This window comes from Cyclobacterium sp. L-R (assembly GCF_056859355.1).
This window is the reverse complement of the sequence record NZ_JBSXOH010000091.1, coordinates 65,023-81,172: the sequence shown is the minus strand read 5'-3', so window position 1 is coordinate 81,172 and position 16,150 is coordinate 65,023. Positions and strand designations below refer to the sequence as shown.

Here is a 16,150-nt window from a genome sequence, read left to right as displayed (position 1 = left end):
TTAAATTTTAGTTGTTTTCAGTCGTAGGCTATTGGCTACTACCGATACCGAACTGAAGGCCATGGCCATACCGGCAATCATAGGGTCAAGTAGAAATCCATTTACAGGATATAAAACCCCTGCTGCTATAGGGATACCTATAATGTTATAGATGAATGCCCAAAACAAGTTCTGACGGATACCCATAACGGTCTTTCTAGAAAGATTTAGTGCTTTAGGTATCGATTGAAGGTCAGAAGTGATCAATGTCATTTTAGCTACATCCATTGCGATATCAGACCCATGGCCCATGGCAATGCTTACATCGGCTTGTGCCAAGGCGTGTGAGTCATTGATCCCATCACCTACCATGGCTACAATCATTCCTTTGGCTTGTAGCTCATTTACAAAATCTGCTTTGTCGGAAGGCAATACTTCTGCTTTGAAGTGCTGTAGCCCTACCTGTTTTGCTACCGCAGCAGCCGTCTGCTGATTATCTCCAGTAAGCATATACACATCAATGTTTCGACTCTGAAGCGTTTCAATGGCTTTTTTAGACGTTTCTTTTATTTTATCGGCAATGGCCAGTACAGCTAAAGCTTGATTATTATTAGCAAAAAAGACAACCGTCTTGGCTTCTTCGCGCAGTGCTTTTGCCTTTCTATCCAAATCATTACTGACGGCTATGTTATTCTCTGTTAGTAATTTTTGATTACCAACGTAAAACAAAGCACCCTCGACATCCATTGCCTTAATGCCACGCCCTGTAATGCTATTAAACTGGGTGATTTGTGCTGATTTGGCCCCCTCATCCTTTAACTTTTGAACCACGGCTTCCGCTAAAGGATGTTCGGATTGGGATTCCATAGCCAGTAGTATTGGTTTGAGTTTGTCCGTTTGGTGCTTATCCTCCCAGATCACATCAGTTACCACAGGTCTACCTTCAGTGATCGTTCCTGTTTTATCTAACACAACTGCGTTCACCCGATAGCCCAACTCCAGACTTTCCGCATCTTTGATCAGGATATTGTTCTCAGCCCCTTTTCCAACACCTACCATAATGGCAGTGGGAGTTGCAAGTCCCAATGCACAGGGACAGGCGATCACCAATACGGCTACTGATGTAAACAATGCATGTGTAAAGGCATCATCTCCACCCACCAGCATCCATGTTATAAAAGTAACGATGGAAATTGCCATAACTACAGGTACAAATATTCCGGCAATTTTATCCACCAGTTTTTGTACGGGTGCCTTACTGCCTTGCGCCTCTTGCACCAGTTTTATGATTTGGGCAAGCAAGGTTTCACCAGCCACTTTCTCAGCAATAAAGCGGAAACTACCTTTTTGATTTACTGTCCCAGCAAAGACTTTTCCGCCTTTTGTTTTCTCTACTGGAACAGGCTCACCCGTTATCATACTTTCATCAACAAAAGAATTTCCCTCGGCCACTTCACCATCTACAGGTATCTTCTCCCCCGGACGAACCAAAATGGTATAACCCACCTCAACCGAGGCAATGGGCATTTCCACTTCCTCTCCATCCACGATCACTTTCAATGTTTTGGGCTGTAAACCCATTAGTTTTTTGATGGCAGAAGAAGTATTGGATTTTGCTTTTTCCTCCAATACTTTTCCCAGTGAGATGAAAGTGATGATTACGGTAGCCGCTTCATAATACACATGTGGATGTATGCCCCTATTGTGCCAAAACTCAGGAAATAAGGTATTGAACAAGCTGAAAATGAATGCAATCCCCGTACTCAGGGCCACCAACGTATCCATGTTAGCCTTCCCGTGCCTGGCTTGTTTATAGGCATTAATGAAAAAACTTCTGCCAAACCAGAATAAAACCGGAATGGTAAATGCCAGAGAAATCCATCTGCCCGGCATCCAGTCCATGTAGAACATGCCCAGAATGAATACCGGTAGCGTTAATATAGCAGACCAAATGGTGCGTCTTTTTACTTCCTGGTAATGCTTTTCCTGAAGCTCCTGCTGCGCTTCTGATGGATTTTCAGCGTCTACAATCAAATCATAACCAACTGACTGTAGCGCCTTACGCAAATCCTCTGAGGTGAGTGAATCGTTATATTCTACTAATACCGAACTATTAGCGAAATTGACACTTGCCTTGGCCACACCTTCAGTATGGGTAAGGATGGACTCCACGCTGGAGGCACATGAGGCGCAAGTCATCCCCGTTACAGGAAAGGATTTTTTTAGTGTCTTGTCCATCTTTTTAGATGGTCTTCTTTTTGGTTCAATAATATCTATGGCTTCCATATATCATTTTTTAATCTATATGTTCTGAGATGAACAATACAAATTTCGGAAGTGCAAAAGGAATAAGTACTATAGGATTTGCTGAAGGTTTTACAAAATTGTCAGTATGCCGAGCACACGGGATTTGAATATTGAATAATTATATGTTATCCAATGTGTTTCTTTTTCTATCAATAGTACTTTTAAACTGAGAAGGTGTCATACCAGTGACTTTTTTAAATTGACTACTTAAATGTGCCGAACTGCTGTATCCTAACTGAAAGGCGATTTGGCTCAGTGTAAGTTCATCATAGATCAGCAATTCCTTAATGCGTTCAATTTTTTGGCGAATAATATATTGCTCCAGGGTGATACTTTCTACAGAAGAAAAAAGCATACCGAGATATTTATAGTCATAGTTGAGTTGGTCAGCGATAAAATCAGCCCATTTCACATCTAAAACTTCCTGTGAATGATGAATCTTTTGAACAATCAAATTTTTCATCTGCTCTATCAGTCTGCTTTTGCGATCATCTATAAGCGAAAAACCTACTGTTTCCAGCCCTTCATTTAACCTGCTTTTTTCCTCATCCCCTAATCCTTCTTTGAGTTCAATCTCACCCAATTCCACATTTTGAAAGGGTATCTCCAATTCTTCCATGAGTTGCTTAACCGCTGTTATACAGCGCGGGCAAACCATATTTTTCACGTGTAATTTTCTGCTCTCTATCATCTCAATATTGTAATGGCACTTGAATAAATAAACACTATTTTAAGCGATATGATTTATAAAATCCGGTGTTTGATGTATGAAATTATGAGACTACATTTAAATGCAGCCACTCTGAATTTTGTTTATCGGGTATCTCTGGTAGAAATAATTTTGTGTGTGATAATAAAACTCAGTATTGGATTTACCACAATCGCCAAAAAAGGAGAAAGCCCTACCTCCAAAACTGGTACAATAGGCATCTTTTCATTGTAACTCCAGAAATTAAGTTCAATAGCTACCCATTCCGCTACGAATGCAAACATACCAGCTATTAGAAGTACAGTAACAATTGTTTTGAAATTGAAATTACGAATCCAACACCTATCTTTAAGTACCACAGCCACAAGGCCATATATGATAAATTTAAGTACCACATCCCCGATGGTGCATCCTAGAAAATAGATGCTTTTCATAAAGTAATTATACTCTTCATATAGGCCTGCATGAAGGTTTTCCCAGATAAAATTTAGCACAAAGGCTATCAGGGAAATCCAAATTATCAGACTTTTACGTGTAGGATTATGGGGTTCATTCATAAAAAAATCAGGATCAACCTGCATATAAGGCTGACCCTGATGCTTAAATATCTCACAAAAATAAACCTACAGAAAATATCCCATGACCCTGTACCTCCATAATGAGCGATATCAGGATAAGCGTGTATGTGATTTTGAAGTTCATTTCAGGGTGTTTATTCGTTTACCTTAAAGTCGAAGCTAATGCGCACCTTTTCCCATTCCAGTGAAATTTGTCCTCCATCATCATCTTTTGCTACGGTATAAGTCAGCTCTTCTTTTACTTCGGGCAGCTCTTCCGGTGATACGGAAAATCTCATCACATCCTTATCAGCTGAGTACTCGTCCGCACCGTGCTGGTCCCAGTTTTTGTTAAGTATGATCGTCCATTCTGCCTTTCCGGGAATGGTAAAAAAGGCATATTTCCCTTTTGGGAGTTCCTGCCCATTGATGAGCAGCTCTTTGTTTGTGTCCAGCCAGGTGGCCTTATGTGCCCCTGAAACCCATACTTCATCGTAGGCCACCAGTCCACCAAAAATAACCCGGCCTCTAACACGTGGAGAGGAGTAATCGATATGCACATGAGCGTCATTTATCATGGCCATGGCACTGGTATGAGGGCTTTTAGGCTTCCCTTCACTTTCACTTGCTCCTTCTTTAGCCATATCATGCCCCTCATGTTCATCAGAAGCTTTTGAGGCTGGGTGTTCATGGGCATCATCATGGCCCTCTTTTTGGGAATCAGAAGTTTGACTTGTGCATCCGGAAAAAATGAACGCGGCTATTGTAAGAGTGTAGATTAGTTTTTTCATAGGTTTTAATTGTTATTTAGTTTAACGTTTACATTTTTCAAATCAATATCTGAGAGCTTCTCAAGCTTATCTTGCTGATAGTACTCATCTATTTCTGAAAGCTTGAATTCAACACCTTTTTTGGGTTTGTAATTGAAGTAATCCTGGATTTGGATACCATTGATATCCCCGGGATTGGTTGCTTCCCGGAAGCGAATACCACCACCATTGGTTTGGTATTCATAAGCAAAATAGTCCAGAATGTAGTCCTCACTATCGAACCAATAGATAAATACATCCTCGAAATCTTCTCCGCCCCCCTCTTGTCTAAATGTTACTTGAATTTTATGATATTCTTTGTCAAGAACATTGACTTTGCCGAGATAATTTTTGATTACCGAAGCGTCATTTAGCCTGTAGGGTAAAAATGCGAAGTAGATGACGGAATTTACCGAATTAGCGTAGGCATTTTGCCTTGCTGCCACAAGTTCCTGCACTTTACCGTTGATGTAGCGTGTAAGGCCATTATTGGTAAGCACGTCAAGGGTTTCTGTTCCGGTGCTGTCGATATGGAGACGGGTGCATTCAAACTGATTTTCATTCATTTTATAACTATAGGATCTGTCCCTAAAATCAAAGGCTGCTTCCGCATTAGCTAATAAATGAAGATTGCTTCTGGCAATGGCAGAGTCTACTACTGCCTGTGCCTTAGGGTCAGTTGTTGTGCTAGCTGATGGATTACAGCCGACAAAGAGTAGGCCCAGAAGAATGCCTAAATAGCTGTTGTACTTTATTTGCATCCTCTTGAAAATTGCAGGTGAACGATCTTCCGCATATCTTCCTCTACCTGCATGGAAAGGGTTACCAATCCGGCAGAATTAATTTGCTGGCCTTGCATCTCGCCCTTAATCAAATAATTGCCTTGCAATAATGCCATCTCTTTGTTGACCAGAGATTCAGCAACTTCAACAGAGAATGTCATCTCCTGCATCTCCTCAATTTCTTTTCCCAAATGACCGTCTCTGTAGTGCTCCCAGGAATCATCAACCGATCCCTGTTCGTATATCTTAGCTTTGGAAGAAAAAACCGCGTTCAACGAATCCAGATTTTTATCATTTACTGAACTGACAAATAAGTCCAGCACTTCGTTGGCTGTATTTTTGGGTTTGACCGAATCATTGCAATAAATCATTAGTATTGATAAAGCCAAAATAGCGGTGGTAAATAATTTTTTCATCATAGATTATTGGGTTAGTTATAAATAGTTAAGCAATAGTAATTTCTTTATCAAGGTAAACCTGCTGGATCAGATTAAGCAGTTCAACGCCTTCGTTTCTAGGTCTTTGGAATGCTTTCCTTCCCGAAATCAATCCCATGCCTCCTGCTCGTTTATTGATAATAGCCGTTTTTACAGCTTCAGCATAGTCCGAATCACCAGATGATGCCCCTCCCGAGTTGATCAGGCCTATCTTGCCCATGTAGCAGTTGGCTACCTGGTATCGGCACAGATCAATTGGATGATCCGAAGTATATTTCTCATACATTTCTTTAGAAGTCTTACCAAAATCCATAGCCTTGAAACCGCCATTTGTTTCAGGCAGCTTTTGTTTGATAATATCTGCCTGAATGGTCACTCCCAGATGGTTGGCCTGGCCTGTGAGGTCAGCGGCTGTATGGTAATCCTTGTCCTTGGTTTTGAAGGCTTCATTTCGGGTATAACACCACAAGATAGTGGCCATCCCTAATTCATGGGCATAAGCAAAGGCTTCTGAAATTTCACGGATCTGCCGGTTTGACTCTGCCGACCCAAAGTATACGGTAGCCCCAATGGCGCAAGCCCCCATATTCCAGGCATCCTTTACCGTTCCAAATAAAATCTGGTCATGCTTGTTGGGATAGGTTAGAAGCTCATTATGGTTGATTTTTACGATATAAGGAATTTTATGCGCATACTTTCGGGCGTTAAGCCCTAATACACCAAAGGTAGAGGCTACACCGTTACAACCTGCTTCCAAACCAAGCTGTACAATATTCTCCGGGTCAAAGTAGTCCGGATTGGGGCCAAAAGCACTCCCAGCGGAATGTTCAATACCCTGATCTACCGGAAGAATTGACAAGTAGCCCGTGCCTGCCAGGTTACCACTATTATACAATCTTGATAGTGAATTAAGCACCTGCGGATTTCTGTTTGTATTCAGAAAAACCTGATCCAGATAATCCGGTCCGGGTATGGTAAGCCTTGTTTTGTCAAAGGTTTTGCAGCTGTACTCTAACAGGTATTCAGCCTGATCTCCTAAATATTCATTTATCTTTTTCATATCCATTCTATTTACAGTTGACAATTATTGACGTTTTGTACTTGTAGATTTTAACCTCGGGACGACCAGAACGGTTACAAGTAGTAATACTGTTCCGATGATCGGGTATGGCCAGGATTTGCCAAAGGTGTACAACCAAATACCCAAAATAGGCCCCAGTACCTGACCGATGCTATTAACAGATGTTTGTAGCGAAAGATCAGCTCCGGTATGATTTTTATCAATGAAAGAAATCATAGCGATAAGATTTGGCGTAACCATGGCTCCTCCTACCGCAAAAACGATGATCATAGCGTAGACAAACAAGTTGTGTATCCAGAAAGAAAAAGCGAACATGGCCAATGAGGCTATTGCAAAGCCGATAAATAGTTGTGTGTTTATAGACAATTTTTTCTCATCAAGACTGGCAAAGAGGGGCTGTAGTGCCGCCATGATCAAACCACAAAGCATAAAGCCCAGGCCTATCTGTGAAGTAGTAAAAGTAAGGACATCCTTAGCGTATACGGAAAAGACCGTTTCAAATAAGGTGACCGCTAATTGAATAACCAACGACATCAGTAACAGTAATATAAAATCTAATCTGATGCTCAATCTTGATTGCTGTACTTCTTGTAGAATATCAAGGTTACGTCTTTCGGGATTTTTCAACCATCCGATGGTTAGAAACAAAATCAATACCCCTAATAATGCCACCGCAAGGAAAGGAACGCTGAATTTATCTAGCAGTAAATGCCCGAAGCTGGTATTAAAATGCAGGTTGGTTTGAGCGAGATAACCACCGATCATCGGCCCGGCTATCACTCCCGTACTTACAGCCACCCCGGACCATGCCAAGACTTTCCTTCGCTGCATGCTGTTGGTAATGTCACTGAGGTAAGCATTACCAACGGGGATAACCGAAGATGAGAAGATCCCTCCAAGGATACGGGCCATGTACAGCATGGTTAAAGAAGTAGCCAGGCCGGTTAATGCCTGCATAACAACAAAACCTGTCAGCCCCATAATGATGAGTAGTTTACGACCGAAACGGTCGGATAACTTACCCCAAACTACCGCAAATAATAGTTGAAAAAATGGGTATATGCTGGTAAGGATACCAATGTGATAGTTGATATCCTCATCCGCCACTACACCGGACTTTAAAGCAAGTCTTTCCGTATAGTAGGGTAAAACGGGCAGCAGTACGCCATACCCGCTCATAACCACAAAAATACTCAACAGGACAATTATTATCCTGCCAAGAATTTCTCTATTACCCATTACTTGTTACCTATTTTCTTTTTGAGCAGCTGTGCATTGATAGCTACGATGATGGTACTCAAACTCATAAATACCGCACCTACAGCAGGCCCTAATACAAAGCCGGATGTGTAAAGCACCCCTGCCGCAAGAGGAATGGCAATGACATTGTAGCCGGTAGCCCATATCAGGTTTTGGATCATCTTGCTATAAGTAGCCTTACCAAAAAGGATCAGGTTAGCAATATCCTGCGGGTTGCTATTGACCAAAATAATGTCGGCCGTTTCGGCCGCCACATCGGTACCTGAACCCACCGCGATTCCAACGTTGGCTTGCGCAAGTGCCGGTGCATCATTTACTCCGTCACCTGTCATTGCGACAAACTCTCCCTTGGCTTGTAACTCCTTTACAATCTCTACTTTCTGATGGGGTAGCACTTCTGAATAGTAACCGTCTAATCCCAGTTTATCACTTACTGCTTTGGCGGTCTTTTCATTGTCTCCGGTTGCCATCAACACTTTAATGTTGTTCTTTTTAAATACTTTAATAGCCTCTGCTGATTCAGGTCTAATTTCATCCGCAAGGGCAATGTACCCTGCCAATTTTCCCTCAATTAAAACAAAAACAACTGTTTCAGCGGCATCACTATAAGCATCTTCAGGAATAGAAATTTTTTCATCTCTTAAATACCCAGGACTTACCACCTTGACTTTTTTGCCATCCACATTGGCCTCAACTCCTTTGCCCGTAATCGCATTGAAATTTTCAAGCTTAGGTATTGTGACATTTTCTTCCTTAACCTTTTTAATAATTCCTACAGCAATCGGATGCTCGGAACTTTGCTCTAAGGCACTCGCAAGTCTTAACACTTCGTTTGAGTCATAGTTCTTATCTACGGATTCAATCCGGGTAACTCCAAAGTCCCCTTTGGTCAATGTTCCTGTTTTATCAAAGAGTAAGACTGAGATTTTACGCGATTCTTCAAAAGCAGTTCGGTTTCGAATTAATAAACCGTTCTGCGCAGACACAGCGGTAGATATAGCTACCACTAATGGAATTGCCAGTCCTAAAGCATGTGGGCAGGCAATCACCATTACGGTAACCATTCTCTCTAGGGCATACACAAAAGGAAATCCTAAAAATAACCAGATGGCCAGTGTACCAAAGCCTATCGCCAATGCGATATAAGTAAGCCACTTAGCCGCACGGTCAGAGAGATTCTGCATCTTGGATTTGGATTTTTGTGCTTCTTGAACCAGCGTAATCACCTTATTGAGGTAGCTGTCTTTGCCCGTATGCTCTACTTTTACTTTTAGAGAACCGTTTCCATTGAGTGACCCGCCAATCACTTTATTTTCCATTCCCTTTTTTACAGGTTTGGATTCACCCGTAAGCATGGATTCGTTCAGATAGCTTTCCCCTTCTACAATAATTCCATCAGCAGGGACTTTTTCACCAGGCTTGATGAGGATAATATCATCTTTCTGTAAGTCTTCCAATTTTACATCTTCCACACTATCCCCTTTTACTCTATGTGCTTCCGAAGGCATCATACTTACCAAAAGTTGCAAAGCTTTTGAAGCTCCAAGAACTGACTTCATTTCCAGCCAATGGCCTAAAAGCATGATGTCAATTAGGGTAGCCAACTCCCAGAAGAAATCCTCACCTACAAGGCCAAATACAGTCGCAGAGCTATAAAAATAGGCCACACTAATGGCCATGGATATTAAAGTCATCATGCCTGGGGCACCTTCTTTCAGCTCATTCTTTAGTCCTTTCAAGAAAGGCCATCCTCCGTAAAAATAAACGATGGTTGAAAGGCCAAAAAGGATGTAAGCATTTCCGGGCAATAACCATTCATAGCCCAAGAATCTCTGTATCATTGGAGAGAATACAAGAATTGGGATGGTGAGAATCAGGGCGATCCAAAAGCGCTTTTTAAAATCCTCAATCATCATTTTATGGTGATCATGTCCCATTTCACCATGTCCAGGGCTATGACCTGAATGACTGCTTTGTCCACCATGTTGATGACCTTCATGCCCCGAATGATCTTCATGCTTTTTACTTTCTTCGTGCCTATGGTGGGTGTGATTATGCTCTTTATGATTTTCCATAATGTCTATTTTTTATTTGTTTGGGTAATCCAAATTAAGTTTTTCAAGCTGTTCGGCTAATATTTTAGCAGCAGTATAGTTGCGAAACCAACGCTTATCTGCAGGGATGATGTGCCAAGGCAAGTGATCACATGCATTAAGTAGGGTATCGTAAGCATCCCGGAAATCATCCCATTGGTTGGGTACCAGTTCATCTTCTTTCGTATACTTCCAGCGTTTGTGTGGTTTCGTTTTACGCTCTTCAATACGCTCTACCTGCTCATCAGCAGATATATGTAAGTAGTATTTCAAGATCAAAGTATTATTGGCTAGCAGGTGATGTTCCAATTCATTGATCAAATTGATGCGGTGATCCAATACATCGCCTGATAGACTTTTATTGACGGAAGGCACCAAAACATCTTCATAGTAGGATCGATTAAAGACCCTGATCTTTCCTTTCTCAGGAAAATGAGGATAAATGCGCCACAAAAAATCATGTTTAAGCTCGTCAGCCGAAGGCTTTTTAAAAGAAGTAACCTGCACACCTTGTGGGTTCATACCGATGAAAGCGTGACGGATGGTCCCGTCCTTGCCTGAGGTGTCAAGGCCCTGCAAGACGATAAGCATACTGTATCTGCCATCGGCATAGAACTTATTCTGTAGCTTAAAAAGCTCCTTACGCAGTTTTTTAAGTTCTTTCTTTGTTTCCGTTTTATCAGCTTCTGCTGGCGGCAGGGTGGTTATATGATTTAAGTCTACCATTTTCTACTCTTTAGTTTTTTGCTCATAGGTCATAGTAAAATATGCACCGTCATCCTCCGTGAATTTCTGACGTTGCAATACTAAACTCTCAGTCAGGTATTCTTCAACCGTGTAGTTGATAGTCTTTATCTTTAGGCCCATCACATAGGCTTCAACTACAGCATCACTACTAATATTTATCCTTCCATTTTCTTTTTTGCTCTGCCTGTTTTTTATGGTAACCAGGCTTTTAGAACCAAAAAAACTGAGTACGCCCGATTCAACACTCATCTTCAAATGGATATCTTTCAACTTACTGCTACTTTGTAAATCATATAACTGCTTAAAATCTTCTGAGGTAACATCTACTTTTATCTTTTCATCTCCCGGATCGGTAAAAGGAAATACATTTAGCAGCACATCAAATTCTCTGGGGTTACACTTATAAGTGGTGGTATATTTTTCATCCAATTGGTTTTTTTCATCATACAACTCCACCAACACTTCTACAGTATAGGTTTCCCTTTCCCGCTTTAACTCTCCGGTCAGAAAAATTTGCATGCCTTGTGGGTTTCCATTTTTGTCAAAATTTTTACGAACTATTTTTTTTCCAGCAATCTGCTCAATCAACATCTCCTTTTCCTGACCATAGGACATGCCGGGAGTAAATTGCAGAAATATCAATATGAGGAAGAGGATATTACGCATGGTGCTTCATTAACGCTTTAATCTCCATTGCCAAAGTTTCAGAAAGATCAATAGCATTGCTTTCATGAGGGATGGTGTTGCACGTTACGATCTGCTGTACGCCTGAATTTTTCAGGTCTTTATAGGCCGACTCTGCAAACACAGCATGAACTCCCACACACACAGGAGGTCTCATGTTGGCCTTTTTTAAGTGGTCCACCGTCTCAATCATAGTCCTTGCAGTGGAAATAATATCGTCAACCAGCACCGGGGTGTGGTCTTTATATTTTGCCACATCCGGTATGGATACTTCTACATCCCGGTCACCATGTCGTACTTTTTCCAATACTGTAAAGGGCGCATTGGCTTCTTTTGCCACCTCAGAAACCCACTGCTCACTTTCGCTATCCGGGCCGATGAATACCGGCTTTTCAATATTATCGCTCACCCATTTTGAAATGTGTGATGCCGCATGGATCAGTTTATTAGGTACGGTGTAAATCTCACTTAACGAACTTCTACGGTGAAGGTGTGGGTCAACGGTGGTCAATGTTTCTGCAAAACCTGATATCAATTCAGCAAAATACGTAGACGTGATGCCTTCTCCTGGATTAAACTGTTTATCCTGACGCATGTATGCCAGATAAGGCGCTACCAGGCACGTACAGGCAGCACCAAGTTCTTTGGCTGTCTTACTTAAAAAGTACAGGGGCAGCAATTTGGTATCCGGCTCATGCAGCGTACATACCATTACCACACATTTGTCTTTTACCTCAGAGTGAATCTGCACATAACTTTCTCCATCGGGAAACTGCCGGATGGTTGCCTCTCCCTTTTCAGCCTTGAGGTGCCTGGCTATTTTTTTAGTAAGATCTTCGTTGCCCGATAAGGCAAAAACTATCATTTCCATATTTTTAAGTCGCTTTGATTTTAATAATTTGTTTTTGTGTATCCAGGTAAGAAAGGGCGTATTCAAGCTCTCCTTGTGACTCAGCATGGATTTCAAACAGGGTATCGTTCTCTTCCACATGAGTACACAATGGTGTAAGCAGCAAAATGCCTGCTGTCATAGCACCGGGAGCACCGGCCAGCTTAGCCACTTTGGCCAGTCTACGGTTATCAATTTCTGAAACTACTCCACTTGCTGCGGATCTAATCCTATGCTTATGGGGCGCTACCTCAGGTTCCCTGAAAAAACCTTGTGCCTCGCAGATAGCAGTGAATTTTTTGTAGCCGTCTCCACTTTTCAAAACTCTCAAAGCTTCAAGAGTGCCTGACCCTTCGGCTGCTTTTCCTCCCATTTCAAGTAACCTGCCTGCCAGTATTACTGCTCTTTCACGCAGGTCATCAGGTGCATTGTTTTCATTTCTCAAGACGGATAAAACATCCTTAGCTTCCAAGGCAGGCCCTATACCCCTCCCCACAGGTTGTGACCCATCGGTGAGCACGATATCAATATTCAGCCCGATGGCTTTGCCTACCGCAACCATCTTTTCTGACAGATGCTCAGCAGCCTCCTGCGACCGCACCTTAGCCGTAGCTCCAACAGGAATATCAATCACCACATCGGTAGAACCTGCTGCCGCCTTTTTAGAAAGCACGGAAGCGATCATCTGCCCTTCGCTATCAATATCCAAAGCTTTTTCTACACGGATGAGTATATCATCAGCCGGACTTAGCTGTACTGATCCGCCCCAGGCAAGGCAACCGCCTTCCTGTTCCACGACATTTTTCATTTGCCCGGTGGTGAGATTTACGTTGGTGACTACCTCCATGGTGTCAGCAGTACCGGCAGGAGAAGTAATGGCACGGGAAGAAGTTTTAGGAATGGTCAGCCCCGCTGCGGCAACAATAGACACTACCAGTGGGGTAGTTCGGTTACCGGGCAAGCCACCTATGCAGTGTTTATCATAAACCTTATCTTTACCCCAATCCAGTTTAAAACCCACATTAATCATGGAACGGGTCAGGGCAATCACTTCTTCCTGATTTAATGCATTCCCTGTGCTGGAAGCCAGAAAAGCTGAAAGTTGAATATTGGATAAATTCCGATTGACGATATCGCCAATGATCCTGTCAAACGCTGCCTGGTTCAAGCGGTGTCCATAAATTTTCTTACGGACGTCACTCATGGAATCCAAGGCATCCAAATGACTCAAGGTGAGTTCATCCCCAGCATTTGCTCCCAATGAATCAATGGCTGCTTCTGATAAGCTTAGTTGGTCATGAGTCAGATGTTCTTCATTGTCCCAAACGATGAGTGAGGCCACGATGGTTTTATTTCCTTTTGAAACTTTTATACGATTTAAAGCCTCAAATCCTTCGGACACACATACCGGACAATCCTTGCGCATAAATACCATGTATTCATTGCGTGCATCAATGCCTAGTCTTACTAATTTTAACACGTTATGGCGGGTATCCTTTGCTTCCATCACAATTCTACCGTTTGATTAAGTTGAGGGATATGTGTTTGCCATCCTTTATTGTCTTCCAGGGCTTTTGATAAAGCTTCTGCATGCGCTGCTTCCCCATGAATAATGAATACCTTTTCGGGTTGTTTTTTAATTTCAGAGAGCCAGTCAATCAAATCGTTTTGGTCACCATGCGCACTCAGTCCTTCAATGTGTTCCATGTGCATTTTGAATGGTAGCCATTTGCCATAGACTTTAATTTCTTTCGCTCCTTCCAGCAGTTTTCTTCCTCTGGTTCCTTCTGCCTGATAGCCTACAAAAAGTAAGGTGTCATTACTATTGCCTGATCTTGTTTCCATATAGTTCAGTATTCGTCCGCCCGTCATCATTCCACTTCCAGCAATGACGATCTTGGATTTATTGTCTTCCCTCAGCGCCAGGGTTTCCCGATAGTTGCTAACTACCTGAAAATGAGAACACATTTCATCACATTCTTCAGGTTTAAGCTTATGCCAATCCCGCGAGGCATGGAAGAGATGAAGTACATTGGCACCCATCGGACTGTCCATGATCATGGGTATTTTTGGTATCTTCTTCTCTTTCAATAACCGCCATATCATCAGCATCATCAATTGCGTGCGCTCTACCGCAAAGCTCGGTATGAACAGGCTGCCTCCCCGTTCAATAGTTTCATTGATGATACGTTCCAGTTCTGGAACAATGGTTTCTTCTTCCGGATGCACCCTGCCTCCATAGGTGGACTCAATCAGCAGTATATCTGCCTTTTCAGGCTTTTTAGGCGCATATAGCAGTAAATCTTTTTTGCGTCCGATATCGCCAGAAAACACAAAACATTTCTCGTTGACCTCTATTTCAATAAAAGTTGACCCGATAATGTGCCCATTGTATTGCCACCTAACCTTAAAGTCTTCTTCTATCACATGCCACTTTCCTTCTGAAACAGGGTTAAAAAGTGGGATTGTTTTTTCAACGTCTTTAAGGTCATAAAAAGCCTCTGCCGGATGGTGTTTGCTATATCCTTCTTTATTGGCTCTGGCAGCCTCCTCTTCCTGAATTTTAGCACTGTCTTTTAGTATAATTTCAGCGATCTTGAGGGTGGGCGCACTTCCATATATTTTGCCTTTGAAGCCTAATTTCACCAAGCGGGCCAGGTAGCCTGTGTGATCAAGGTGCCCATGGGTAAGTACCACCGCGTCAATAGATGCCGGGACATACTCGGGTGGCTCCCAATTGAGCAGTCTCAGTTCTTTTAATCCCTGAAAAACACCGCAATCCACCATCAGCTTTTTACTTCCGGTTTCAAGCAAATATTTGGATCCTGTAACGGTACCAGCCGCACCTAAAAATTTTATGGTTATTTTTTCTTTCATCTTTAAATACAAATCATTTTTAATAGACCGCCCTGCTTGAACAAATTTCGTTTCCTTCTTTAAGTATCCCTCTGATCCGTTTATCAGATATTCCTATTTCATTAAGCATCTTTGGCTTGTCACAAAGCTCCTTGCAGAGTACTACCATCTTATCAATCAACTGTTGCTTTTCGGATTTGGTAAGCGTAGTGAGGCAGGTGATAGGATGTAAACCGGACAAATTAATCCGTTCACTTAAACTTCCTTGTTGGGGATAATCCCAGCCTATGAGAATCAAACCGGAACATTTACCATATTGAATGGCATCTTCGGTGAACCGGGTATTGGTCACCACCCAACCCTGATGAAACTTAGTAGCATGATCTTTACGTTTCTGCCATTGCTTTTTTACATCTTCAAACCGGGATTTTATATAGAGTGGAATTTTTACATCGCACTTATAACCTTGCCGATTATGGAATTTGCACTCTACCATAAAGTGCTTATTATCCTTTTCGGCCTCCACATCTATTTCGTGAGTCACACAATGGCCCTGAATGATCACACCTACTTTAGTGCGGTATCCCTGGTGTTTGAGAATTTCACCAATGAACTTTTCAAAGGGGTATCCTGATGGTCCCAGCTCTAAAATAGCCTGCTTGGTTTTGTACCTTCCTGCGACAGGTTTTGAGTACTTCCTGAGCATGGAAAAGGCCTGACTGTATATTTTTTTTGTAGACATTCCATCAAATAGCTGCTTCTCAATTTCGCTCACAATCCGATCTGTTACAGCCAAATCTGCTCCGGCTCGTTCCAGCGATTGCCTTAATTTTTCTGCTGAGAAAGCGGCTCTTTCTCCTGAAGCTTTTGTAATGAGAACGGTCTTTTCTGACATTTATACTACTTTAACAATCCAATGTTAAAGTTAGAATATTACCCCTCATAGTATTTACGATATCT

The 16,150-nt window shown here is 42.1% G+C and carries 15 protein-coding genes; all 15 read right to left on the bottom strand.

What is annotated here, in order from left to right; genetic code table 11:
* The 15 genes from AC13EX_RS18815 to AC13EX_RS18745 all read right to left on the bottom strand — a co-directional run bounded on the left by AC13EX_RS18815 (position 1) and on the right by AC13EX_RS18745 (position 16,085).
* On the bottom strand, positions 1-2,265 hold the full coding sequence (locus AC13EX_RS18815; RefSeq protein WP_339711956.1) for a heavy metal translocating P-type ATPase: 2,265 nt from the start codon (positions 2,263-2,265) through the stop codon (positions 1-3).
* A 139-nt stretch (positions 2,266-2,404) separates the two neighbouring features.
* A complete protein-coding gene (locus tag AC13EX_RS18810; protein WP_073094029.1) occupies positions 2,405-2,977 on the bottom strand; it encodes an AraC family transcriptional regulator in 573 nt (190 codons plus the stop codon).
* 122 nt (positions 2,978-3,099) lie between these two features.
* Positions 3,100-3,552: a hypothetical protein gene (locus AC13EX_RS18805; RefSeq protein ID WP_143155963.1), complete on the bottom strand. Its 453-nt coding sequence runs from the start codon at positions 3,550-3,552 to the stop codon at positions 3,100-3,102.
* A 155-nt stretch (positions 3,553-3,707) separates the two neighbouring features.
* On the bottom strand, positions 3,708-4,343 hold the full coding sequence (locus AC13EX_RS18800) for a DUF2911 domain-containing protein (RefSeq protein ID WP_073094031.1): 636 nt from the start codon (positions 4,341-4,343) through the stop codon (positions 3,708-3,710).
* Positions 4,344-4,348: 5 nt separating this feature from the next.
* Positions 4,349-5,122 carry a DUF6503 family protein gene (locus tag AC13EX_RS18795; RefSeq protein WP_073094032.1) on the bottom strand — a complete coding sequence of 258 codons (774 nt, stop codon included), beginning with the start codon at positions 5,120-5,122 and terminating at the stop codon, positions 4,349-4,351.
* A complete protein-coding gene (locus AC13EX_RS18790) occupies positions 5,113-5,562 on the bottom strand; it encodes a hypothetical protein (RefSeq protein ID WP_143155964.1) in 450 nt (149 codons plus the stop codon). Before AC13EX_RS18790 ends, AC13EX_RS18795 begins: the two co-directional genes overlap by 10 nt.
* 25 nt (positions 5,563-5,587) lie before the next feature.
* Complete coding sequence (locus AC13EX_RS18785) at positions 5,588-6,640, bottom strand: class I fructose-bisphosphate aldolase (protein WP_178371460.1); 1,053 nt, start codon at positions 6,638-6,640, stop codon at positions 5,588-5,590.
* Between the two features lie 24 nt (positions 6,641-6,664).
* Entirely contained in the window at positions 6,665-7,900 is a 1,236-nt protein-coding gene (locus AC13EX_RS18780; protein WP_073094035.1) for an MFS transporter, read from the bottom strand.
* Entirely contained in the window at positions 7,900-9,996 is a 2,097-nt protein-coding gene (locus AC13EX_RS18775) for a copper-translocating P-type ATPase (RefSeq protein ID WP_339674912.1), read from the bottom strand. Before AC13EX_RS18775 ends, AC13EX_RS18780 begins: the two co-directional genes overlap by 1 nt.
* Before the next feature lie 12 nt (positions 9,997-10,008).
* Positions 10,009-10,740 (bottom strand): PPK2 family polyphosphate kinase, encoded by a 732-nt coding sequence (locus tag AC13EX_RS18770; protein WP_482893877.1) that lies wholly within the window; start codon positions 10,738-10,740, stop codon positions 10,009-10,011.
* A gap of 3 nt (positions 10,741-10,743) precedes the next feature.
* Positions 10,744-11,427, bottom strand: a complete 684-nt coding sequence (locus tag AC13EX_RS18765; RefSeq protein ID WP_482893876.1) for a hypothetical protein — start codon at positions 11,425-11,427, stop codon at positions 10,744-10,746.
* The gene (locus tag AC13EX_RS18760) at positions 11,420-12,403 is read right to left on the bottom strand and encodes a ribose-phosphate pyrophosphokinase (RefSeq protein ID WP_482893875.1); all 984 of its coding nucleotides are present in this window, start codon (positions 12,401-12,403) and stop codon (positions 11,420-11,422) included. Before AC13EX_RS18760 ends, AC13EX_RS18765 begins: the two co-directional genes overlap by 8 nt.
* Positions 12,321-13,841 (bottom strand): thymidine phosphorylase family protein, encoded by a 1,521-nt coding sequence (locus AC13EX_RS18755; RefSeq protein WP_482893972.1) that lies wholly within the window; start codon positions 13,839-13,841, stop codon positions 12,321-12,323. The genes AC13EX_RS18760 and AC13EX_RS18755 overlap by 83 nt, the downstream gene beginning before the upstream one ends.
* On the bottom strand, positions 13,841-15,211 hold the full coding sequence (locus AC13EX_RS18750) for an MBL fold metallo-hydrolase RNA specificity domain-containing protein (RefSeq protein ID WP_482893874.1): 1,371 nt from the start codon (positions 15,209-15,211) through the stop codon (positions 13,841-13,843). Before AC13EX_RS18750 ends, AC13EX_RS18755 begins: the two co-directional genes overlap by 1 nt.
* Positions 15,212-15,230: 19 nt before the next feature.
* The gene (locus AC13EX_RS18745) at positions 15,231-16,085 is read right to left on the bottom strand and encodes a restriction endonuclease (RefSeq protein ID WP_155175903.1); all 855 of its coding nucleotides are present in this window, start codon (positions 16,083-16,085) and stop codon (positions 15,231-15,233) included.
* Between the last annotated feature and the right edge of the window lie 65 nt (positions 16,086-16,150).

What these genes read in the sequence shown, in the direction of transcription:
- AC13EX_RS18815 (WP_339711956.1), bottom strand. Translation starts at nt 2,265, where the DNA reads ATGGAAGCCATAGATATTATTGAACCAAAAAGAAGACCATCTAAAAAG.
- AC13EX_RS18810 (WP_073094029.1), bottom strand. Translation starts at nt 2,977, where the DNA reads ATGATAGAGAGCAGAAAATTACACGTGAAAAATATGGTTTGCCCGCGC.
- AC13EX_RS18805 (WP_143155963.1), bottom strand. Translation starts at nt 3,552, where the DNA reads ATGAATGAACCCCATAATCCTACACGTAAAAGTCTGATAATTTGGATT.
- AC13EX_RS18800 (WP_073094031.1), bottom strand. Translation starts at nt 4,343, where the DNA reads ATGAAAAAACTAATCTACACTCTTACAATAGCCGCGTTCATTTTTTCC.
- AC13EX_RS18795 (WP_073094032.1), bottom strand. Translation starts at nt 5,122, where the DNA reads ATGCAAATAAAGTACAACAGCTATTTAGGCATTCTTCTGGGCCTACTC.
- AC13EX_RS18790 (WP_143155964.1), bottom strand. Translation starts at nt 5,562, where the DNA reads ATGATGAAAAAATTATTTACCACCGCTATTTTGGCTTTATCAATACTA.
- AC13EX_RS18785 (WP_178371460.1), bottom strand. Translation starts at nt 6,640, where the DNA reads ATGAAAAAGATAAATGAATATTTAGGAGATCAGGCTGAATACCTGTTA.
- AC13EX_RS18780 (WP_073094035.1), bottom strand. Translation starts at nt 7,900, where the DNA reads ATGGGTAATAGAGAAATTCTTGGCAGGATAATAATTGTCCTGTTGAGT.
- AC13EX_RS18775 (WP_339674912.1), bottom strand. Translation starts at nt 9,996, where the DNA reads ATGGAAAATCATAAAGAGCATAATCACACCCACCATAGGCACGAAGAA.
- AC13EX_RS18770 (WP_482893877.1), bottom strand. Translation starts at nt 10,740, where the DNA reads ATGGTAGACTTAAATCATATAACCACCCTGCCGCCAGCAGAAGCTGAT.
- AC13EX_RS18765 (WP_482893876.1), bottom strand. Translation starts at nt 11,427, where the DNA reads ATGCGTAATATCCTCTTCCTCATATTGATATTTCTGCAATTTACTCCC.
- AC13EX_RS18760 (WP_482893875.1), bottom strand. Translation starts at nt 12,403, where the DNA reads ATGCTGAGTCACAAGGAGAGCTTGAATACGCCCTTTCTTACCTGGATA.
- AC13EX_RS18755 (WP_482893972.1), bottom strand. Translation starts at nt 13,841, where the DNA reads ATGGAAGCAAAGGATACCCGCCATAACGTGTTAAAATTAGTAAGACTA.
- AC13EX_RS18750 (WP_482893874.1), bottom strand. Translation starts at nt 15,211, where the DNA reads ATGAAAGAAAAAATAACCATAAAATTTTTAGGTGCGGCTGGTACCGTT.
- AC13EX_RS18745 (WP_155175903.1), bottom strand. Translation starts at nt 16,085, where the DNA reads ATGTCAGAAAAGACCGTTCTCATTACAAAAGCTTCAGGAGAAAGAGCC.